This window comes from Loktanella sp. F6476L (assembly GCF_023015725.1).
GTDB lineage: Bacteria > Pseudomonadota > Alphaproteobacteria > Rhodobacterales > Rhodobacteraceae > Yoonia.
Window position 1 is genome coordinate 1 of sequence record NZ_JALKAR010000007.1, and the last position, 19,588, is coordinate 19,588.

The following is a 19,588-nucleotide window of genomic DNA, read 5'->3' on the forward strand; positions in this document are numbered from 1 at the left end:
CATCAGTACCTTCGGAATTTTCCCAACTTCAGCAACTCCGCGTCTTCGCTTCGTTCCGTCCGCTGCACCGTGTCTGCTTGTCTGCGTCTCCGGTAAGGGGGCTTTTAGTGTTACCTCCCGAGAGCCGCAAGCAGTTTTTTGAAGAAAAGTTCAGTTTTCTCGTTTTGCCGCAAAATTAGGCATTCTAGCAGGTTGCGGGGGGGGGTATTCGCATCCTGCCGGTATCATTTCTGCTAGAATTTCCCACAAATATCGATTTTCGGAAGTCACCTAGCGCAATAATCGTGAATCCGATCTGAATCAGGCAGCGGCGGGGAAGAATCGCGGGCAGTGAAATGCCTAGCCCGTCGAATCGTGCCACCCTTTCGGGTGACACGTCGCTTTATAGAAGGCTGCGCCCTAGGTGATCGCCATTTCGTTGAGGAAGACAATGTCATCCGCGTCGTGAACACCCCAGAGCGTGATCTTGTCCCGTCCGCCGTCCAGCGTGATGTCCACTGAAAAGAAGCCATCGCGAATGCTTCCGATCTCTGCACCGCCGAGATCAATGACATCTTCGTTGACATCAAAGTCTAGGATCATCGTCCGGTCTTTGGTGTTGTCAGTGGCCAAGGCTTCCGAGAACACAAACGTGTCCGCGCCGTCCCCACCAAAGATGAAGTCACGCTTCCCGTCACCTGCATGAATGACGTCATCACCTTCCCCTGCAAATACAAAGTCATTGCCCGTACCCGCATCGATATCGTCGGCACCTGTTCCGCCAAAGATCTTATCGTTACCAGCACCACCAGTGATCAGGTCGTCGCCAGCTTGTGCTTTGATGAAATCATTGCCGCGCAAGCCATCGATTTGATCGCGCCATTCGGTGCCGATCAAGACATCGCGCTTATTGGTGCCTGCGACCAGATTGTAGACAGGGTCAAACTGGAAGCTGACAATAACAGGGTCATGGTCTGAATTGCGCGCAGGCGTGTCCCCGTCAAACAAGGCGGGATCGCGGCCAAAGTCCAGATTGTAGTCAAAGGCATCCGCTTCGTCCGCATTCACATGCCATTCGGTGACACCGACGACTTTGTCTGCAAGTGCATCATTGGCAAGTGCGTAGTCCAACGTCCCGATCTGACCGTCGAAAACATAAGAATAAGCGTCATCGCCGAGTTCTTGTGCGGCAAGGTCCGTATAGCCTGCGTCAGACAAGACAGACAGCGGATCTTCTTTCGCGTAGGCGTTCAGGTCACCCAAGATAAGGGAGTTTGAAGCCCCCTGCCCTGTTGGATCGCTTGCCAACCAGTCAGCCAGAATATCTGCGGCCTCTGAACGTGTCGCGTTGTTGTTGCCCTGACCGTCGCCTTGGTCCTCGTCCGCTGCCAAACCTGACAACGACCCTTTCGATTTCAGATGGTTCACAGACACCGTGATCGTTTCGCCTGTGTCCAGATCTTCAAAAGTTTGTGCGATGGCCGCGCGGTTCAGGTCACGCCCTGCGTTCAGGGGATCAAGGAAATTGCGTCCGTCGAAGGTTTCCAAAATCGCCATGTCACCATTCAGGCCAACACTATCGACTTTATAGATCAGGCCGTTGGCAATCGCGTCGCCGCCGACAAATTCCTGACCCGGGTCAACGAATGCATAAACCTCGTCGCCCAGTTCGGCATTCACACGGTCCACAAGATCCTGGATTGCGAAGGTATCGCCAGCGAAATCATTCTCGATCTCGATCAGACCCAGTACATCGGCGTCCATTGCGACGATTGCATTGACCAACTTTTCGGCCTGACGTTCGAATTCTTCAGGCGTGTCAGCACCACGTGGATCAAGACCGATGTCCGTCGTCACGCCGGTTTCGTCGATTGTGGTGAAGTAGTTCAGCACGTTCAGGCTCGCGACCTTAAAGTTTCCACCCAGTTCTGTTGGGGTATCGGGGCGCGTGTTGACCTCTGTGTACTCGCCTTCGGCCGCATTGATGCGGAATTCGCTGAACGAATAGTTCACCACGCCAGTGATCGACGACAGCGTATCACCCATGCGGAAGTTATCGGACGAATCCAGAATGCCGTCGTTGCCATCGATGACTTTGATCTGTTCAGGGTTCTGGGCCGATTGGCCATCGTCCAACACCAATGTCCGTGCAGCGACATCTTTCAGATGCTGCGCGTAGCCCGCTGCATCCGGATCGTTCGCTTGGGAATACTGAACAAGCCGACCATCTGAAGTGACGTTGTACTGACCAAAGCGATCAAGATTGAACATTTCCGAAATCGTCATGTCCTGCTGGATATTCACCAGCATACCTTCGTAGGCCTCTAGATTGGCGACAAGGTTGCCGCTTCCGTCATCCATGACGCTCGCGGTTGGGAATGTGACCTCTACGGCGTCTGGGACCACTTGATCGACGGCAACGACAGAAATGTCAGTCGCTGAAATCTGGGTTTGGCCGAAGAATTCGCTGACCGTACCGGTGATTTCGACAAGATCACCAATGTTCACATCAACATCCGGGTTCGATCCGTCGAAGATAAAGATGCCTTCGGATGTCAGGTCGTTGAAGTCGTAGTCAACTTCTTCCTCTTGGATATAGAACCCGTTCATATCACCCTGAGCGCCGAGCAAACCGTCTTGGAAATCGGCGGTCACAATGGCGGATACAGTGACAGTTTGACCGACCAGCGCACTACGATCATCCACGCCAACAACGGCCATGTCTTGCGTGCCGCCGCTGCCCTGAATTTCAGAAATCAAGGTAATAACTGCAGGCGGTGCGATGAAGTTAGACGTACCCGGCGTTGCAGCCTGTGCAGTGAATGCACCGCTACCATCAGGATCACGCGCTAGAACTTCGGTATCTTTTGCGCCGTTCGCGTTTTCATCATATTGCACAGTCTGGCCAAGCCCCGTCAAAAGGCCCGTGTCATCAGCATCAGACGTGCCATAGACAATCGCATCAACCAGATTTTCAGTCGTCGCGGTTGCAGGTGGTGTGCCTGTGTAAAGCGCTGCCGCATCGGCCCCGTTCTGAATGCCATTCGATGTGAAGGCGACCAAATCCACGTTCGGCACATCTTCAGAACCAATGACAAAGTATCCCTCAGCGTTCGTCGTCAAACCATCGAGTGAAATCGTATTGTAAGCCGCGTCGCCGTTCCCGTTAAACAGCACCAGGGACAGACCATCCAAAGACGCGTTTCCAACGCCACCATCATAAATTTCGATAAACTCCGCGCTGTCGGTGCTTGTCTGATCGGCGTCAATTTCATTGATGACAAATGTCGCAGTTGGCGTTGGCGGCGTCACCGTATCGTAAGACCCCGTGGCAAACCCAGTGGCGGCACCTGCGTTCGTCGTTTCACCATCCCACGCATTGGGCCCTGAGAATGACCAGTTATTGATATCAAACGTCGGATTGGCAGCAGTGCCTGGATTGCGCGCGGCCCAGCCGTCAAGATATTCCCAAGCGGTCCCATTTCCGTCGACATCCAATTCACCAAAGGTGTCGATGACCGTTCCGTTTTCAAACAACTCAACTGCATCATCGCCGTTGATTGCGGCAAAACCCGTTGTGTAGTCGGGCGCGAATCCCATGAAGCTTTCGAAACCAGGCGCTTCGCTTGCGATATACAAATACGTGCCCGCAGCGGCCGCAAAGGCAGGGAATGTGAATTCTTCGCCATCTGTTCCGCCACCATTGTTGGCAAAACCGATGCTATAGGCAGACAGATCAGCAATGTCGGCCGTCACATAAACCTCGACACCCTTCGGGAGTCCCCCACTGAGCGGGCCATCAAAAACACCTGTTAATACCATGGACATGTCGTTTCTCTCCAAAGATGTAGCGGCTCGAATTCAAACCGCTTTTCAATATGCAAAGTGGGAGATGTTCGTGACAGCTGAATGACAAAAACTATTCGAAGCAGCAAAAGCAGAACTGTCGCATAGGTTTTCGGTTTCGCGTTGCGCCCTCCCACAACACAGACATGCAACTGGAAGTGGTTAACAAAAGCAACGTATTTTCATGGAAACGCCCAGAACCTAACGTCAACCTAGACCAAACTGCCCTGCCTCGGTCAGTTCGCGCAAATTTTTGCCTCAGGATCAAGTTGCACGTATTCCTCGGCGGTAATCCGGTGGATTTCGGTAAAAGGTATGTGCTGCCATTCGTCCACAAATTTGCGCTGCACACCGTTGCGCAAGTACTTGGTAATTTGCGGGTTTCCGACAAATCCAACGTTCACGTTCGCCCCGTGAAAGCCAAGCTTCAGCCCCGGCGCAAGGCACGCATTCGATAGCGTCGTAAACATGAGACAGGCCGAATTGCAGTACCCTTCGATCCGCACCGGACCACCCCAAAGTTTGAGAACAGCACGATCTGTTTCGGCGCTGATCAATTGGCCGCCGCCATCATTGCGAATGATATAGGTTCCCGTTGTCGGCAAAGGACGGCGATCATTGCACGCCGACAGCAACACAACGCTGAGCAATATCATTTTCTTGAGCATCAAAAACCTATCGTAGCTGTTTGAACACTAACATGATCGGCCGCAGACAATTTGTCAGGGGGAAGTTTCGCGCACGCGCGGCGTCTCGCCAAACGCAAAACGCGGCCCGCATTTGGGGCCGCGTTCCTTTTTCTCTGTAGACGTTTATTCAGCCCAAGCCCAAGGGTTCGTAAATGATCCCAGCGCCTTAAGAACATCTTCGTCTGTGACAGTGCCGGTTTTTGCAAGCTGCGCTACCAAACCACGCTTCTTGTCTTCAACGACGCTATCAACTTTCGCTGCGACATCCGCTTTGGCCAATGCTTGGTTCAAGATGCGTGTGATCGCCCGTTTCCGCAGGTCCGGCTTAAAGATTTTACCAACGGCCGTTTTCGGCAGCTCATCCATGATTTCCAAATGCTTTGGGTGCGCCGCACGTTCGTGGATGTGTTCGTTTGCGTAAGCCATCAGTTCTTCGGTTGTGATGGTTGCGCCATCGACCAACTCAACAAAGGCACAAGGTACTTCACCGGCGTGGGCATCTGGTTGACCAATTGCGCCAGCAAATGCGACCGCTTCGTGACCTGCCAATGCTTCTTCGATTTCGGCCGGGTCAATGTTGTGACCGCCACGAATGATCAGATCCTTTGCGCGACCCGTGATCCAAAGATACCCGTCTTCATCAATGCGCCCCAAATCGCCTGTGCGCAGGTATTGCACATTCTCATGGGCCGGATTTTCAGAACCCGGATAAAACAAGTCTTTGTTCTTGTCCGCTTCTGTGTAGGTTTTGCCATCATAAACCCCCGGCGACGCAACACAGATTTCGCCAATTTCATCAACACCACAGTCAAGCTGGGTCGCAACAGATACGATACGCACATCGGTATACGGGAATGGCAAACCAATTGACCCGACACGCTTTTCACCGTCAGGCGGGTTGATAGAAACCAAACATGTCGCTTCGGTCAGACCGTAACCTTCGCAAATCGACAATTCGCCGGGTTTGTCTTTGGTCGCGTCATTCACGACTTTTTCGAACCGCTTGTAAAGTTCGAGCGGCAACGGTGACGACCCGCAGAATGCAATCCGCAATGTCGAGATGTCAGCGTCGCCAACAGGACGTTGCATCAACGCGGACAATGCCGTTGGCACGGTGATCATAAACGTCACTTTGTGGCGCTCGATCAGCTTCCAGAAGTTATCAAATACCCCGTCACCACGGTAGCCTTGCGGTGTTGGGAAAACGACATGCGCCCCTGATCCCAACGACGCACCGAGCGACACGATAGCCGCAAACACATGGAACATCGGCAGCGGGCAAATCTGCACGTCTTTTTCAGTGAACAACAAACGCGCACCCAACCAAGCATTGTAAACAATGCCGGAATAGCGGTGTTGGGCAACTTTTGGCATGCCCGTTGTACCGCCCGTGTGGAAATAGGCCGCGACACGATCTTCGGTGCTATCGGCAAATGCCAATTCGCGGCCGTGCTTTGCCATTTCCTTACGGAAATCAACAACTTTGGCGGAATGTTTGACTTCGAACTTTGGACGAATCCAAGGCACGATAAACTTTTTCAATCCGGTCAGGTAGCGCAGCAGGTCGACTTCAACGACCGCTTTCACATTCGGCGCCATTGCGACAGCTTCTGCCGCTTTTTGGGCCACATCCGTTTTCGGGAATGCCTTGAGCGTCACAAGCACCTTCGCACCGGTTTCGCGCAAGATCGCCGCAATCTGTTCAGCCTCAAGCAGCGGGTTGATTGGGTTCACGATGCCCGCAACCTGCCCGCCAAGATATGTCAGAATTGTTTCGGATGTGTTTGGCAAAAGATATGCGACAACATCGGTTTCACCAACGCCGAGATCACGGAACATATTGGCGGATTGCGCGACTTGCGCCTGCAATTCGGACCAAGACAGCGTCTCAGCCGGCGCACCGGGGTCCGAAAACATCTGGAATGTGACAGCAGGTCTATTGGGAAAAGCCGCTGCGGTCTTCGACAATTGACCGAACGTTGTGACAGGTAAATCCCTGTCTTCCCACGGCATTTCATCCACAATTGCATTGCGGTCTGCCATGTTTGCATAAGGCATTCCAGGTTTCCTCCCGTTATTTTTTACCCATAGCTTATGACGCTGCGGGCCTCCCTGCCGTACAGGATGTGGTCTTTGTGGTTTTCGTGCAAGTCTAACGCGGCGTTGCGGGCAATTATTCCGCAACGGCACCCGCAGTAAATTGCAACCTTGCCAAGCGGGCATATAGCCCGTCTTGCGCAACCAATGCGTCATGTGTGCCTTCCGCGACGATCTTGCCTGCGTCGAACACAACAATACGATCCGCCTTTTTCACGGTGGCCAACCGATGCGCTACGATCAATGTCGTCCGTGTTCTGGCAAGATCATCAACAGCCGCCTGCACCGCCCGTTCGCTTTCCGCATCCAAAGCTGACGTCGCTTCGTCCAACAATAAGATCGGCGCATCCCGTAGAATCGCACGCGCTATTGCGATGCGTTGCTTTTGTCCACCTGACAACATGACACCACGTTCACCGACATAGCTGTCATAGCCATCCGGCAAAGCGGTCAGGAAGTCATGCGCAGCGGCGGATTTTGCAGCCATTTCGACTTCGCCGTCCGTCGCAGTCGGGCGACCAAACCTGATGTTCTCGCGAGCTGTATCCGCGAAGATCACCGGATCTTGCGGCACCAACGCCATATGTTGGCGGAACGCGGCACGATCCATGTCACGCAAGTCGACGCCATTAATGGAAATGGCCCCTTCGGACGGATCATAGAACCGCTGGATCAGCTGAATAATTGTTGTCTTGCCTGCACCTGATGGCCCAACCAAGGCAACAGTTTCACCCGGTTTGACTGTCAGATTGATTCCATCAAGGGCAGACACTGTCGGACGCCCTGGATAGCGGAAAATCACGTCGTCAAAGGTGATCGCGCCATTTTGTACGTCAGGCACGGCAACCGCATTTTCGGGGTCAGCGACCGCGTCTTCAGCGCCAAGCAATTCAACCAAGCGTTCGGTCGCACCTGCTGCGCGCTGCAATTCGCTCCAGACTTCAGTCAGGGCGCCAACGGCCCCCGCGACCATGACGGCGTAGATCACAAACTGCACCAATTCGCCGACGGTCATCAGCCCTTCACGCACGTCGCGAGCCCCAATCCACAGAACACCAACAACGCCCGCGAAAATCAGGAATATCACGATCATCGTCATCCATGCCCGCGTGCCGATGCGCTGTTTCGCAGACACAAAGCTTTTCTCGGTCATGTCATCGAAACGATTGCGACTGATCTTTTCGTGCGTGAACGCTTGGACAGCTTGCACAGACAAAAGCGCCTCTGACGCGTTACCGGAACTGGCGGCGATCCAATCTTGGTTTTCGCGGCTCAACTTGCGCAAGCGGCGGCCCAAAACAACAATCGGAATCACGATGGCAGGGACGATCAACAACACAAGGCCAGTCAGTTTAGCTGACGTGATCATCAACAACACCAGACCGCCAAGCAAGATCAGCACGTTACGCAGTGCAACGGACACGGACGAACCGATCACGGAAAGAATCAATGTCGTGTCGGTGGTAATCCGGCTGAGGACTTCACCAGTCATGACTTTTTCGAAGAACGCAGGCGACATCCCGATCATACGGTCAAAGACGGCTTTGCGAATGTCAGCAACAACGCGTTCCCCTAAGCGGGTCACAAGATAGTACCGCATCGCAGTCCCGACAGCCAAAAGCGCTGCGATCAAAAGGGCCGCGCCAAAGTATTGGTCAAGAATGGAGGTCGCGGCACCTTCAAAATTATCGACCACGCGACGGACGGCCAAAGGTAGAATCAACGAAACCAAGGCCGTTAAGCTTAACGCGCCCAATGCGGCAAACATCATGGCCCGATACGGTCTCATGAACGGCCACAATTGACGCAATGCGCCGATTTCCTTGGATGACTTTCGTTCTTCGTCGCTTGGTGGTGGTGCGTCAGCCATCAATCTGTCCCGGCGTTGTTTCACCCGACATAATAGGAGGCTGTCCAGATCACAAGATGATCCAAATGAACTGTTAAATAAGGGAATTTGGAGCGGGCGACGGGAATCGAACCCGTATCATCAGCTTGGAAGGCTGAGGTCTTACCATTACACAACGCCCGCGCGCTGTAACGTTCAGATAGGCCAAGGCAACGACAGCGTCAAGCCGTCTCAATGTTGCCTCATTCTTGCCTGATTTCACCGTCATATCTGGCCCGGATCGGGGGATTGTAATGCTTAAAGGGATTCGCGCCATGACACGTCTGTCAACATTGTTAAAAACCGCGGCACTTGCCAGCGTGACCGCGTTTGCGGGCACCGCAGCGCTCGCGCAGGACTTCACTGTATACGTTTACGAAAAAGGGTATTTCCCGAACACCGTATACTCAGATGAAGCCACACGTATCAAATTCGTCAACAAAACAGGCTACACAGTAGGTGTCGACACCACTGGTGGTTCCATTCTGATCAACGAGATTGCTGTTGGCAACCATGCGTACCTGAACGTTTCCACAATTAATGGTCGGACGATCAAAACGCCGTACCTGTTCGGTTCAGGGTACAAATCAGGCAACTACTTTAACATCGCGTCAGGTTCTGCCCCTGATTCCTAAGCGATCGGATCCAGCAACGTCGCACCTGCTGCGCGGTTGCTGTTGACCTCAGTTCCAACACGATGAAACAAAAGCGCGTCCTCGGGCGCGCTTTTCATGATTTTGGACGCCCCTTTTCCCGCCTCGCCCAACCAAAGCGGCCAATCTTCGGCTGTCAGAATCACCGGGATTCGGTGGTGAATACGGGCCATCGCTTCGTTCGCGCCAGTCGTGACAATCGCGCAAGTCGAAATCACCGCCCCGTCCTGTTCCCAGTCCTGCCAGATACCAGCCATTACAAGCGGTTCTCCATCCTGACGCTGGATAAACCACGGCAATGGTTTGGCATCGCCGTCGCGATACCATTCATAAAAACCGGTTACAGGAAGCAGGCACCGCCTTTCGCGACATGCAGCCCGAAACGCGGGTTTCTCCGCAATCGTTTCTGCTCGTGCGTTGATCAATAGCGGGCCACCGTTCGGCTTTTTGTACCAATGAGGGATGAAGCCCCACCGCATCGGGCGCAGGCGGCGCACACCATCGTCCGATGTAACGACAGGCACGTTGACGGTTGGACAAACGTTGTAATTTGGCGTGTCTGGCAGGTCGTTTGCCGGCACTGCCCCAAACATTTCGACGACCGCCTCATGCGGCAAAGTAATCGCCATTCGCCCGCACATGTCGCACCGCCCCCTGTTTCGTTCGTCTTACTGTAACGTCTCCATAAAGGGTCTGCCAAAAGAAAAGCGCGCCACGGTTGCCCGCGACGCGCTAAGTTTACCAGAAAACTGGGTTTATTTTACTGTGATACGACCGTCTGTGTACGGCGTGTATGGGCCGTTCTCAGCCAGATATTCAGCAGTTACATCCGCAAGGTCCGGACCGAAGTCATACGCATTTGCAGCCCCTTCAAACATTGCATAGCCGTCACCGCCGTTACGCACGTAGTTGTTGGAGACTGCGCCGTATGTTGCGGCCAGATCGATTGGCTCACCGCCGACCATTACGTCAGAAATACGCGCACCTGCCTCTGCTGCCGGATCAACAGTGTAGGACATGCCTGCAACCTGTGGGAAACGGCCTGCGCCTTCTTCCATCTGGCTCACACCATTTTCCAGTGCAAGAACGATGGTTTCACCGGTTACTTCGAACGTAGACAGCGTGTTCTGGAATGGCAGGACAGACAGGACTTCGCCCATCGTGACTTCGCCCGCATCGATAGAGGACCGCAAACCACCACCATTTTGGATCGCAACCTGAACGCCTTGGCCCGCAACGCGGTCCAGCATGGCGTCCGCAACAAGGTTACCCATTGCACATTCCATGGCACGGCAAACATCGCGTGACCCTTCGATCGCGTCTGCAGTTTCAGCAACAACGCGCACTTTCATTTCCTCAATTGGGCCAGCCAATTCGGCAACGCGTGCGACAATCGCTTTGTCTTCAGCAACAGATGCATCCAACAAGATCGTGTCGCCGGTTGCGCCAGTCACGTTGCCTTCGTCATCAAAGGTCAGCTCTAGGTGACCAACGTATTTCGAATATGCGTAGGCTTGTACGACAGGCACATTACCAACCATTGTTGGGTACGCCATCGCGCCTTCTTCGGTGTTCGAGAACAGCGTGTGTGAGTGGCCGCCAACAACGGCGTCGATGCCTGTCACAGCTTCAGCAATTGCCATGTCACCCTTTGCGCCAACGTGGTTCAGCGCAATGATAATATCGACGCCTTCAGCGGCCAGTGCATCTGCGTCAGCCTGCAGGCTTTCAATCTCGTCCGAGAAAACAACCGCGTCAGACGGTGAAGATGTTTCTGCCGTGTCAGATGCAAGCGCCGAGATGATGCCGATCTTCTGACCACCTACTTCAAGGATCACATGATCGCTGACTTTACCCGCCAAAACGTTGGACGCGCTGACGTCGATGTTGCCCGAGATGACGGGGAAATCAACGCCATCGGCCAGCTTCGCTAGACCTTCGTCACCGTCATCGAATTCGTGGTTTCCGACGGCCATCACGTCAAAACCGATGTTGTTCATGAATTCGATCTCAACGTCGCCCTTGTACGTCGTGTACATCAGTGAACCTTGGTACTGGTCGCCAGCGTCCAGAACGATCACGTTCTGATCGGCCAGTTCACCGCGCAGTTGGTCGATCATTGTCTTAACGCGGGCCACGCCACCAAAACATTCACCCGCTGCGTTGTCTTCCGCACCGCAAGTCGAATCGTATTTGCTGATTGGTTCAATCCGGCTGTGAAGATCGTTGATGTGGATTACATGCAGCGAATAGTCTGCAGATGCTGCACCAGCAGTAAGCGCCAATGCGCATGTTGATGTCAGGATACGTGAAAGCATTTTGGGTCCCCCAAGTTGAATTAACAGCATCGTGACCCCGCCTTTAGCCAGAGTCAAACACCGCCTCACCCTCCCCTAGGGTCAAGTTATGACTGATGCGTAACATTTGATCACCTTGACCATTTGCGTGCAAAGCGCCAAATGACCTTCATGCTGATTTACAAAATATTTCGGGGCCCCGAGTGGGCGGACCTTGTGAAGAATGGCGAAACGTCCGGCGCACCAATTGATGTTGCTGATGGATTTGTCCACTTTTCGGGGGCAGACACAGTCGCCAAAACTGCCGCTCTCTACTTTGCGGACGAGGCTGATCTGGTCCTTGTCGCGGTGGAGGCCGAAGGTATGCGCGATCTCAAGTGGGAAGCATCACGTGGCGGCGCATTGTTCCCACATCTTTTCCGCAAACTGACGTTGGATGACGTGGTGTGGCACAAGCCGCTTCCAATCATCGACAGCGTCCATCAATTTCCGGCAGAGCCATGAAAATACTCGAAGAATACGGCCTCAAGGCGCTCCATAAACTTGATCCTGAAATAGCGCATGGCGCTGCCATCGCCGCATTGAACACAGGACTGGGGCCACGGTCGGGTCCATTTTCATCAGACCGCTTGAAGACGTCGCTGGCTGGCTTGGAATTACCCAATCCGGTCGGGCTTGCCGCAGGATTCGACAAAAATGCGACCGCTTTGCACGCGCTATCCCGTGCGGGTTTTGGTTTTCTCGAAGTCGGTGCCGCCACGCCGCGCGCGCAACCAGGCAATCCCAAGCCGCGCTTGTTCCGGCTGACCGAAGATCAGGCTGCGATCAACCGCTTTGGATTTAATAACGAAGGCATGTACGCGATTGAGCCGCGTTTGGCCGCTCGCCCTGATGGCATCATCGGTCTCAACCTTGGCGCGAATAAGGACAGCGACGACCGCGCCGCTGATTTCGCGCGCGTTCTGACCCATTGCGGTCCACATTTGGATTTTGCGACTGTGAATGTATCGTCGCCAAACACCGAAAAGCTACGCGACCTGCAAGGTAAAGCAGCCCTTTCCGCGCTTCTAAATGGCGTCATGGAGGCGAACGACAAACTCGAACGACGCGTGCCGATTTTCCTAAAGATCGCGCCCGATTTGACGCCCGGTGATATCGCAGACGTAGCCGACGTTGCGACCGATGCGCAGCTTTCCGCGATTATCGCTACGAACACCACTTTGGATCGCGATGGCCTGAAAAGTGCAAGCAAAGGCGAAAAAGGCGGGCTTTCCGGTCAGCCCTTGTTCGAAAAGTCCACGCGCGTTCTTGCTCAGTTAAGCGGTCTGACCCCTCTGCCCATCATCGGTGTCGGCGGTATTGGTTCGGCTGAACAAGCCTATCAAAAGATCAGGGCCGGTGCTTGTGCCGTGCAGCTATACACCGCTTTGGTTTATGGCGGGATTTCCCTAGTCGACGACATCACTCGTGGTCTTGACGCGCTTTTGGAACGTGATGGATTTGCGCATGTTATCGATGCCGTGGGTGCCGGGCGCGCAGACTGGACCTAATTAGGCGTTACGCAGCTGGTCCAACCAATTCGGTAGGTCTGCGATAGAATCGAGCACGATATCCGCAAACGGAGACAGCTCCGCGTGCAGCGCGGGCCCAGTCAAAACCCCAACGGTTCGCATGCCTGCAGCGCGACCAGCGTGCAGATCGTGCAAACTGTCACCGACCATCACACATTCGGCGGGCTTTAGATTTTCATGTTCGCAAAACGCCAATAGCTGCCCAGGTGCGGGTTTTTCCCCAAAGCCGCTATCATACCCAGCAATGAACCCGAAAAAGTCCGTTACATTTGCCTGAGCAAGATTTGCCCGCGCGGGTGCTTCACCGTCGTTGGTCACGATTCCTAGCTTCAAGTCGCGGCGACGCAGATCAGAGAATAGATATTGCAGGTCAGTCACTTGCACCTGAGGCGTGTCCGACGTTGCCTGCGTCATCCGGTCGATCAAAGCGTCTTTGTCCTGATCCAACGTGAACGGAAGGATTGCTTCGGCCACGGTTTCTGCTGTCGATGCAATCACGATGCTTCCGGGGCGGAAAACAGCATTTGCGTGATCGAACCCTAGTGCATCGGCCAATACAGGCGTCTGCGAAAGATCATGGGCACATTCATTTTCGATTAATGTCTTCGTGATCGCGCCCCACGTTTTATTAAAGTCAAAAAGGGTGCCGTCCTTGTCAAAAATGATGCCAGCTACGTTCAGGTCCAATGGACGGCCTCCGCGCCTGGTAAAGCATATCGTGCCATAAGGGGTTGATCATAAGGCAAATTGATCGTGTCACAGAACGCCATGACCCAAGAATCATCCATCGTTATGAATTCAAGAACCGAAGCTTGAAAGGCTGGATCCGTTGCCCGCGCCTTTAGGTCTTCGACAGAGCTTCCTGTCGCACCCAGAAACGTGGGGCAAAGGTCCTCGTTCCCGACAAGCCACCCAAGCGCCTGTAAAGCAATCGTTTCTGCGGTGTCTGGGCTCATTTTCGGTGCTCACTTTTGTTGGCAACAATATTTTAACTATTCCGCATCAAATTGACCGCAGGGGCCGGGTGGAACAAGCCCTTGATAAAGGAAATACGATGTCAGGTAGAATACTGATTATCGATACGGTCGCGACTAATCGTATCGTGATGAAAGTGAAACTTCTTTCGGCGCAATATGATGTTGTCGCATGCGCAACCCAAGATGAAGCCAAAGCATCATTTATCGAACAACGCCCGGATCTGATTGTCATCAATCTTGCTGATCATGTCGAAGATCACCACGCTTTTTGTCGGGCGCTGAAAAGTTGCCCTGATACTTCCGATATTTCCATTGTCGGGACAGGCATTGCCGACACCGCACGTGCCAGATTTGCGGCGCTGGACGCAGGCGCAGATGATATTCTGCCCAGCCCAATTAACGATGCATTGCTGCACGCACGTATCCGCAGTTTACTACGAAAGCGGCACACGCCTGCAGAACTTTGGATGCGCGAAGGGACACAACGCGCATTGGGCTTTGAAGAGGTTGTCGCAGGTTTCGAACGCCCACCACGTATCACATTGCTTACCGCAAACCCCGTGCTCAGCACAGGTTTGACAGCGCGCCTTAACCGCATCAATTCGTTGGGCGTGACGGTCCTTGGCATTGATGAAGTTCTAAGAACGACCGCAATCTCACAGAGCCCAGACTTGTTCGTCATTGACAGTACGACCATGCGCAACCCGCGCGAGGACTTGTTCCGTCTTGTTGCAGACTTGCGATCACGTGATCAAACACGCCATATTTCCCAACTTGTTAGCTTATCATCCGATGCCGTCGAAACAGCCGCTATGGCGTTGGATCTTGGCGCGGACGATGTCATCACAACAAGTGTTGCGTCTGATGAATTGGGCATTCGGTGTGTCGCGCTGGCCCGACGCAAGCGGCAACAGGAACAATTGCGCACCACCGTTCGGGATGGACTTAAAGCGGCGGTCACCGATCCGTTAACTGGCCTGTACAACCGCAGGTATGCGACCCCTTACCTGACTGAAATTGCCAAGCAGTCGAAAAAAACAGGACAGGAATTTGCAGTGATGATGATCGATATCGATCACTTCAAAGCCATCAATGACACACACGGGCACGCGGCAGGTGACGCCGTACTAGTCGAACTTGCCGATCGTTTGCGCAACAACCTACGCGCAATTGATTTGATTGCGCGCGTCGGCGGCGAAGAATTTCTGGTCGCACTTCCCCATAGCACGCCAGAACAAGCGCAGACTGCCGCAAACCGTCTGTGTCGCTTGGTCAATCAAAAACACTTCAGCGTCGGGGCGAATAGGCACCCATTGCGCGTTACCATTTCAGTCGGCGTCGCCGTCGGCGGCGTCGAAAGCACCGACATCATAGGAGCGGACGACATGTGTCACCAAGCCGACGGTGCGCTGTATGTTGCAAAGTCATCCGGCCGCGACCGCGTTTCGCTAACCCACTCAGCCGCCTGAGTTAGGCGGCGGCGATCGCCGATCATCGCGATTTCCGCGGCGTTCACTGCTTTCACGCAGGCGCCCTGCGAAGGCAGTACGTTCTTCGAAAGTCATTTCAGATACGCGCACGACGAACGCTGCCAGTGCCTTGCCCTGAAGTTCAAATTGGCGTTCCTGCTGGCTTTGAAAAATGCGCGACAATGCCTCTGGATCGAATGGCCGGCTCTCGAGCACCAAGATCAAGTCTTCAAAGGCTTTGCGGCGTTCCGCGCGCGATTGCCCAAGCTTGCCGTCACCGCGCCGCAACTGATCCCCGATCTCGCGCCGATCTTTCGGCGAAAGAGCAGCGGCAAATGCGCCTAGTCGCACGTCGAATGCACCGGGCGGCGACACGCCGCTCCGCAAGAACGCGCCACCAATCAACCCAACCATCAGTAGGTTTACCGCCAGCGACATCACAAGAACGATGCGCCAAACGCGACGTGGTTTCGCCTGTTGCTGCATCTTACCCATCCACTCCATCACTGAAGCTACCCAACATATCGCCGCCGAACAAATCGACAGTTTGCGTTGAACCCAGCACGGTCGTCGCCATATTTTCCAGACCAACAGGTGGCGCAACACCGATCCACAGCCCAGCGACGCCAGCCATGGCGATCCCACCGATTGCTGGCCAGCCGCCGATCATATCAAGAACTGCGCCCCAAAGCGTTTGCTGCGAGGGGGCAATATTGCGCGGTTGTACTTGCGCAGCATCGATCAAGACCCTTGCCATCAAATCTGAGGGAACGGTCGGTTTGATCTGCGCCGTTTGTCCGAGCAAATCATCAAGTTCGGTCTGATTCTGATCAGTCATCGTCGTACCCCAGTGTTGCGCGGCGTCCTGCCAAAAGACTAGCAAGGGCCCGCTTTCCACGTGCAGTTAAACTTTCCACGGACCGCACGCTAATGTCCATGATCTGCGCGATTTCAGGGTTCGCGAGCCCTTCGAGATGCCGCAATGACACGGCTTGCGCTTGTCGTTCCGGCAATTGCGCCATCGCGTCGGATAAGGCAGCCATCCGCGCGGTGGTTTGTAATTGATCGGCCACACCCGGTGTTGGATCAGCCGGTTCTGCGATCTGATCCATCCCGACGGACGCGCCTCTATTCCTTTTACGCAGGCGATCCGTGCAAAGATTGGCCGCCACACGGTGCAACCAAGTCGAAATCTGCGCTTCGCCATCACGCCAATCTGGCGCGATTTTCCAAAGTCGCATCATCGCCTCTTGGGCAACGTCTTCGGCTTCCATCCGATCAGACAACATGCGCGTGGCCTGCCCTAAAACCCCCGGCAACAGCCGGGACGCTAGGGCCTGCGCCGCACCGGAATCGCCTGCCGCATAAGCCGCAAGCAATGCCGCATCTGGCATCGAGGGATCGATCGTGTCTGTCATCAGGTGTGAGGCCACATCATTTTATCGGCACAAACAACCCCTCTTTGCGTTCAGATCAGCCGCGACCGCCGCCGTGACCATGACGCCCGCCATTTTTGCCACCGCGTTCGCCACGACCACCACGACCACCGCGTTCAGAAGCAGCTTCGAATTCATCTTCGCTGATCACGCCGTCATCATCGGAATCGGCGCGTTCGAATGCCCGCTCGGTACGATTACCGTCACGTTCTGGCAATTCGGATTGCTGGATTTCGCCGTCGCCGTTTTCGTCAAGGCGTTCCAACATACGTTCGACCATCTGTGCTGCGCGCCCTTCTGAACGTTCCGACGCACGCGCCAGAAGCTCTGCTTCGGACAGGGCACCGTTGCCATCTGTGTCGGCGGTCGCAAAGCGTTGTTCGCCCTGTGCTGCAAGTTCTTCCACTGTGATTGAGCCATCACCGTTCGTGTCCAATGTTGCAAAATCAGGGCGTTCCTGTGCCTGTGCACCAGTTGCAACCAAACCAAAGCCTGCAACGATCGCTGCCATCAATACTGGAGTTTTCATAACTTTTCCTTTTCAGTCATTGCCGGATTACCGCCGGATCTGTCTTTCAAACGACTGCACAAAAAACTTCCGTCGCAACTTTTTAAGTTTTTTTCACTGACCCGAGGCATCCTGCCGCATAAAGGCGTCCGTCCCTTTTCAAACGTCGAACAAAGGCGCATGTATTACGTGAAAAGGAAATCAGATGACTGACATTGCTCAAACGACCGACATGGCCGATCGCCCGATGAAGCCTGCGATGTGGCGCGGACTGCAGCGCAAATGCCCGAATTGCGGCGAAGGACATATGTTTGATGGCTATCTTAAGGTTGCGGATCAATGTCCGGTCTGCTCTGAAACACTGTCGCACCACCGTGCTGACGACGGCCCTGCATATCTGACCATTCTGATCGTGGCGCATATTTTGGGTTTTGGCATTCACTTTGTTTGGGCGTGGTTTCGTCCCGAACCATTGGTGATGGCCACGATTTTTACGGTCGGCAGCGTCGCACTGTCGCTCTTTCTGCTTCCGCGCCTGAAAGGCATGATTGTCGGCATTCAATGGGCCAAACGGATGCATGGATTCGGTCAGGCAGAGTAAATGATGGATAAATCGGCGCTCCGTGATGCGGCTACGGTCATCGTTTTGCGGGATCGGACGTCCGTTCTAATGGGACAGCGCGGCAGTTCAGCGGCGTTTATGCCCGGTAAGTTTGTCTTTCCGGGAGGCGCTGTTGATCCAGGTGACGCGCACCTCACTTTGCCGCCATTAAATCCAACGTGTGAAAACCGCCTTCAATCCGAATCTGACTTACCCGCGACGGCCTTAACGGCGGCGGCCATTCGTGAGCTTTGGGAAGAAACCGGTCAGATTTTGGGGACATCGGAACCTTGGGATGATGCGCCAGCGGACTGGGCAGACTTTGCCAAGACAGGCTTTCGACCTGATCCATCTCCGCTGTCATTCTTTTTCCGTGCGGTCACGCCGCATGGTCGGCCCCGTCGTTTTGACGCCCGCTTTTTCCTTGCCGATGCGGCCGCACTCGCATCTGATCCGGATGATTTTTCGACCGCTGAAGATGAATTGTCCCATCTGCAGTGGGTCCCACTAAAAGATGCGCGCCGGTTCGACCTACCCTTCATCACGAAAGTCGTTTTGGCTGAATTGATTGATCACATTGACCGAGACGGCCCTATCGCATCAGTTCCTTTCTTTCGGAACGATGACGAAGCACACCTGATTTCCAGATTAGGCAACGCTGACCCGCTTTAGGCCACCAAGACCAACATCACGATACTGCCCGTCAGCAAGATCAGACCTTGCCACTCACGACGCGAAATTCTTTCGCCAAAGACGAGCGCCCCGATCGCGATTGAAAACAGCAATTCGATTTGCCCGACCGCGTTCACGTATCCGGCGGATTGCAACGTAAAAGCTGAAAACCAACACATTGTGCCGATCATGCTGGTGAGGCCAACAAGACTGACGACGCGCCACGCACGTAGCACCGCCCTGATTTGTCCCTTTTCGCGCAACCTGAGCCAAAGGGTCATAGCAAGAAATTGAAAAATAACGACAAAGGCCATCGCGACAATCGCGCGGTAAAAGGTGTCACCTTCCGCAATGGACAATGACGCCCCTCTGTAGCTGACGCCGGACAGTCCAAAAAACAGGCCCGACGTCAGTCCTAATAAGACTGCTCTATTCAGGATGCGTTTGCGCCATGGACCGGTTGCCTCTGGCGGGTCAGCCAATAGCAATACGCCGCCAAGCCCAATAAGGACTGCGATCAACGCAGACAGTGTGACTACATCGCCAAGAATGATGAACCCGATGAGAACGCTCAGCAGGACTTCGGTTTTCTTGAACGTAATCCCGACTGCGAAATTTCGATGCGAAAACAATGCGACGACACACATCGTTGCCAGAATTTGCGACGCCCCGCCGACAATGACGTGCAACCAGAAAACGCCCGGCACCTCCGGCAAACCTTGTCCGGTCGCCGTCGCATATGCAACGGCAATGGCGACCACAAAGGGTGCTGCAAAGAAGAACCTCGCAAAGGTAGCACCCGCCGTCGAAAGCCCCGCGACCTTCAATTTCTTTTGGAACATGAACCGCAGCGCTTGCGAAAACGCGGCGAGGCACGTGATCCATACCCAAGTTGCGATCACGCT

General features: G+C 54.2%; 19 protein-coding genes and 1 tRNA gene. 6 read left to right on the forward strand and 14 right to left on the reverse strand.

The features are described from left to right. Positions 1–399: 399 nt before the first annotated feature. The 5 genes from MWU61_RS14050 to MWU61_RS14070 all read right to left on the reverse strand — a co-directional run bounded on the left by MWU61_RS14050 (position 400) and on the right by MWU61_RS14070 (position 8,643). Positions 400–3,807 carry an ExeM/NucH family extracellular endonuclease gene (locus MWU61_RS14050; RefSeq protein ID WP_247129018.1) on the reverse strand — a complete coding sequence of 1,136 codons (3,408 nt, stop codon included), beginning with the start codon at positions 3,805–3,807 and terminating at the stop codon, positions 400–402. A 254-nt stretch (positions 3,808–4,061) separates the two neighbouring features. Next, positions 4,062–4,493 (reverse strand): hypothetical protein, encoded by a 432-nt coding sequence (locus MWU61_RS14055; protein ID WP_247129019.1) that lies wholly within the window; start codon positions 4,491–4,493, stop codon positions 4,062–4,064. Between the two features lie 144 nt (positions 4,494–4,637). Beyond that, positions 4,638–6,572: an acyl-CoA synthetase gene (locus MWU61_RS14060; protein WP_247129020.1), complete on the reverse strand. Its 1,935-nt coding sequence runs from the start codon at positions 6,570–6,572 to the stop codon at positions 4,638–4,640. Positions 6,573–6,687: 115 nt separating this feature from the next. After that, positions 6,688–8,481 carry an ABC transporter transmembrane domain-containing protein gene (locus MWU61_RS14065; RefSeq protein ID WP_247129021.1) on the reverse strand — a complete coding sequence of 598 codons (1,794 nt, stop codon included), beginning with the start codon at positions 8,479–8,481 and terminating at the stop codon, positions 6,688–6,690. 88 nt (positions 8,482–8,569) lie between these two features. Next, a tRNA-Gly gene (locus MWU61_RS14070) sits at positions 8,570–8,643 on the reverse strand. A 131-nt stretch (positions 8,644–8,774) separates the two neighbouring features. Between MWU61_RS14070 and MWU61_RS14075 the strand changes: the two genes are divergently transcribed. Beyond that, positions 8,775–9,134 carry a hypothetical protein gene (locus tag MWU61_RS14075; protein WP_247129022.1) on the forward strand — a complete coding sequence of 120 codons (360 nt, stop codon included), beginning with the start codon at positions 8,775–8,777 and terminating at the stop codon, positions 9,132–9,134. On the opposite strand, the gene MWU61_RS14080 is transcribed toward MWU61_RS14075, so the two are convergent. Together MWU61_RS14080 and MWU61_RS14085 are read right to left on the reverse strand one after the other, a co-directional pair. After that, complete coding sequence (locus tag MWU61_RS14080; protein ID WP_247129023.1) at positions 9,131–9,793, reverse strand: SOS response-associated peptidase; 663 nt, start codon at positions 9,791–9,793, stop codon at positions 9,131–9,133. The genes MWU61_RS14075 and MWU61_RS14080 overlap by 4 nt on opposite strands. Before the next feature lie 114 nt (positions 9,794–9,907). Further along, positions 9,908–11,470 carry a bifunctional UDP-sugar hydrolase/5'-nucleotidase gene (locus MWU61_RS14085; protein WP_247129024.1) on the reverse strand — a complete coding sequence of 521 codons (1,563 nt, stop codon included), beginning with the start codon at positions 11,468–11,470 and terminating at the stop codon, positions 9,908–9,910. 150 nt (positions 11,471–11,620) lie between these two features. On the opposite strand from MWU61_RS14085, the gene MWU61_RS14090 reads away from it, so the two are divergent. Both MWU61_RS14090 and MWU61_RS14095 read left to right on the forward strand, forming a co-directional pair. Next, complete coding sequence (locus MWU61_RS14090) at positions 11,621–11,953, forward strand: DUF952 domain-containing protein (RefSeq protein ID WP_247129025.1); 333 nt, start codon at positions 11,621–11,623, stop codon at positions 11,951–11,953. Beyond that, the gene (locus MWU61_RS14095) at positions 11,950–12,999 is read left to right on the forward strand and encodes a quinone-dependent dihydroorotate dehydrogenase (protein ID WP_247129026.1); all 1,050 of its coding nucleotides are present in this window, start codon (positions 11,950–11,952) and stop codon (positions 12,997–12,999) included. The genes MWU61_RS14090 and MWU61_RS14095 overlap by 4 nt, the downstream gene beginning before the upstream one ends. Here the strand turns inward: MWU61_RS14095 and MWU61_RS14100 are convergent, their stop codons facing one another. After that, positions 13,000–13,707: an HAD family hydrolase gene (locus tag MWU61_RS14100; RefSeq protein WP_247129027.1), complete on the reverse strand. Its 708-nt coding sequence runs from the start codon at positions 13,705–13,707 to the stop codon at positions 13,000–13,002. Continuing rightward, a complete protein-coding gene (locus MWU61_RS14105; RefSeq protein ID WP_247129028.1) occupies positions 13,698–13,976 on the reverse strand; it encodes a DUF3572 domain-containing protein in 279 nt (92 codons plus the stop codon). Before MWU61_RS14105 ends, MWU61_RS14100 begins: the two co-directional genes overlap by 10 nt. Positions 13,977–14,074: 98 nt before the next feature. Here MWU61_RS14105 and MWU61_RS19790 point away from each other — a divergent pair, with 98 nt between their 5' ends. Next, the gene (locus MWU61_RS19790; protein WP_281502125.1) at positions 14,075–15,466 is read left to right on the forward strand and encodes a diguanylate cyclase; all 1,392 of its coding nucleotides are present in this window, start codon (positions 14,075–14,077) and stop codon (positions 15,464–15,466) included. Here MWU61_RS19790 and MWU61_RS14115 read toward each other — a convergent pair. The 4 genes from MWU61_RS14115 to MWU61_RS14130 are packed head-to-tail and all read right to left on the reverse strand — an operon-like array spanning position 15,455 to position 17,431. Continuing rightward, complete coding sequence (locus MWU61_RS14115; RefSeq protein WP_247129169.1) at positions 15,455–15,970, reverse strand: periplasmic heavy metal sensor; 516 nt, start codon at positions 15,968–15,970, stop codon at positions 15,455–15,457. The two genes, MWU61_RS19790 and MWU61_RS14115, sit on opposite strands and share 12 nt — an antisense overlap. Next, positions 15,954–16,304: a hypothetical protein gene (locus MWU61_RS14120; protein WP_247129029.1), complete on the reverse strand. Its 351-nt coding sequence runs from the start codon at positions 16,302–16,304 to the stop codon at positions 15,954–15,956. The genes MWU61_RS14115 and MWU61_RS14120 overlap by 17 nt, the downstream gene beginning before the upstream one ends. Further along, complete coding sequence (locus tag MWU61_RS14125) at positions 16,297–16,884, reverse strand: RNA polymerase sigma factor (RefSeq protein WP_247129030.1); 588 nt, start codon at positions 16,882–16,884, stop codon at positions 16,297–16,299. The genes MWU61_RS14120 and MWU61_RS14125 overlap by 8 nt, the downstream gene beginning before the upstream one ends. A gap of 55 nt (positions 16,885–16,939) precedes the next feature. Continuing rightward, positions 16,940–17,431: an EF-hand domain-containing protein gene (locus MWU61_RS14130; RefSeq protein ID WP_247129031.1), complete on the reverse strand. Its 492-nt coding sequence runs from the start codon at positions 17,429–17,431 to the stop codon at positions 16,940–16,942. Positions 17,432–17,615: 184 nt separating this feature from the next. Here MWU61_RS14130 and MWU61_RS14135 point away from each other — a divergent pair, with 184 nt between their 5' ends. Together MWU61_RS14135 and MWU61_RS14140 are read left to right on the forward strand one after the other, a co-directional pair. Continuing rightward, positions 17,616–18,011: a DUF983 domain-containing protein gene (locus MWU61_RS14135; protein WP_247129032.1), complete on the forward strand. Its 396-nt coding sequence runs from the start codon at positions 17,616–17,618 to the stop codon at positions 18,009–18,011. Continuing rightward, the gene (locus MWU61_RS14140; protein ID WP_247129033.1) at positions 18,012–18,683 is read left to right on the forward strand and encodes an NUDIX hydrolase; all 672 of its coding nucleotides are present in this window, start codon (positions 18,012–18,014) and stop codon (positions 18,681–18,683) included. Here the strand turns inward: MWU61_RS14140 and MWU61_RS14145 are convergent. Then, a complete protein-coding gene (locus tag MWU61_RS14145) occupies positions 18,680–19,585 on the reverse strand; it encodes an EamA family transporter (protein WP_348645586.1) in 906 nt (301 codons plus the stop codon). The two genes, MWU61_RS14140 and MWU61_RS14145, sit on opposite strands and share 4 nt — an antisense overlap. Positions 19,586–19,588 lie beyond the last annotated feature (3 nt).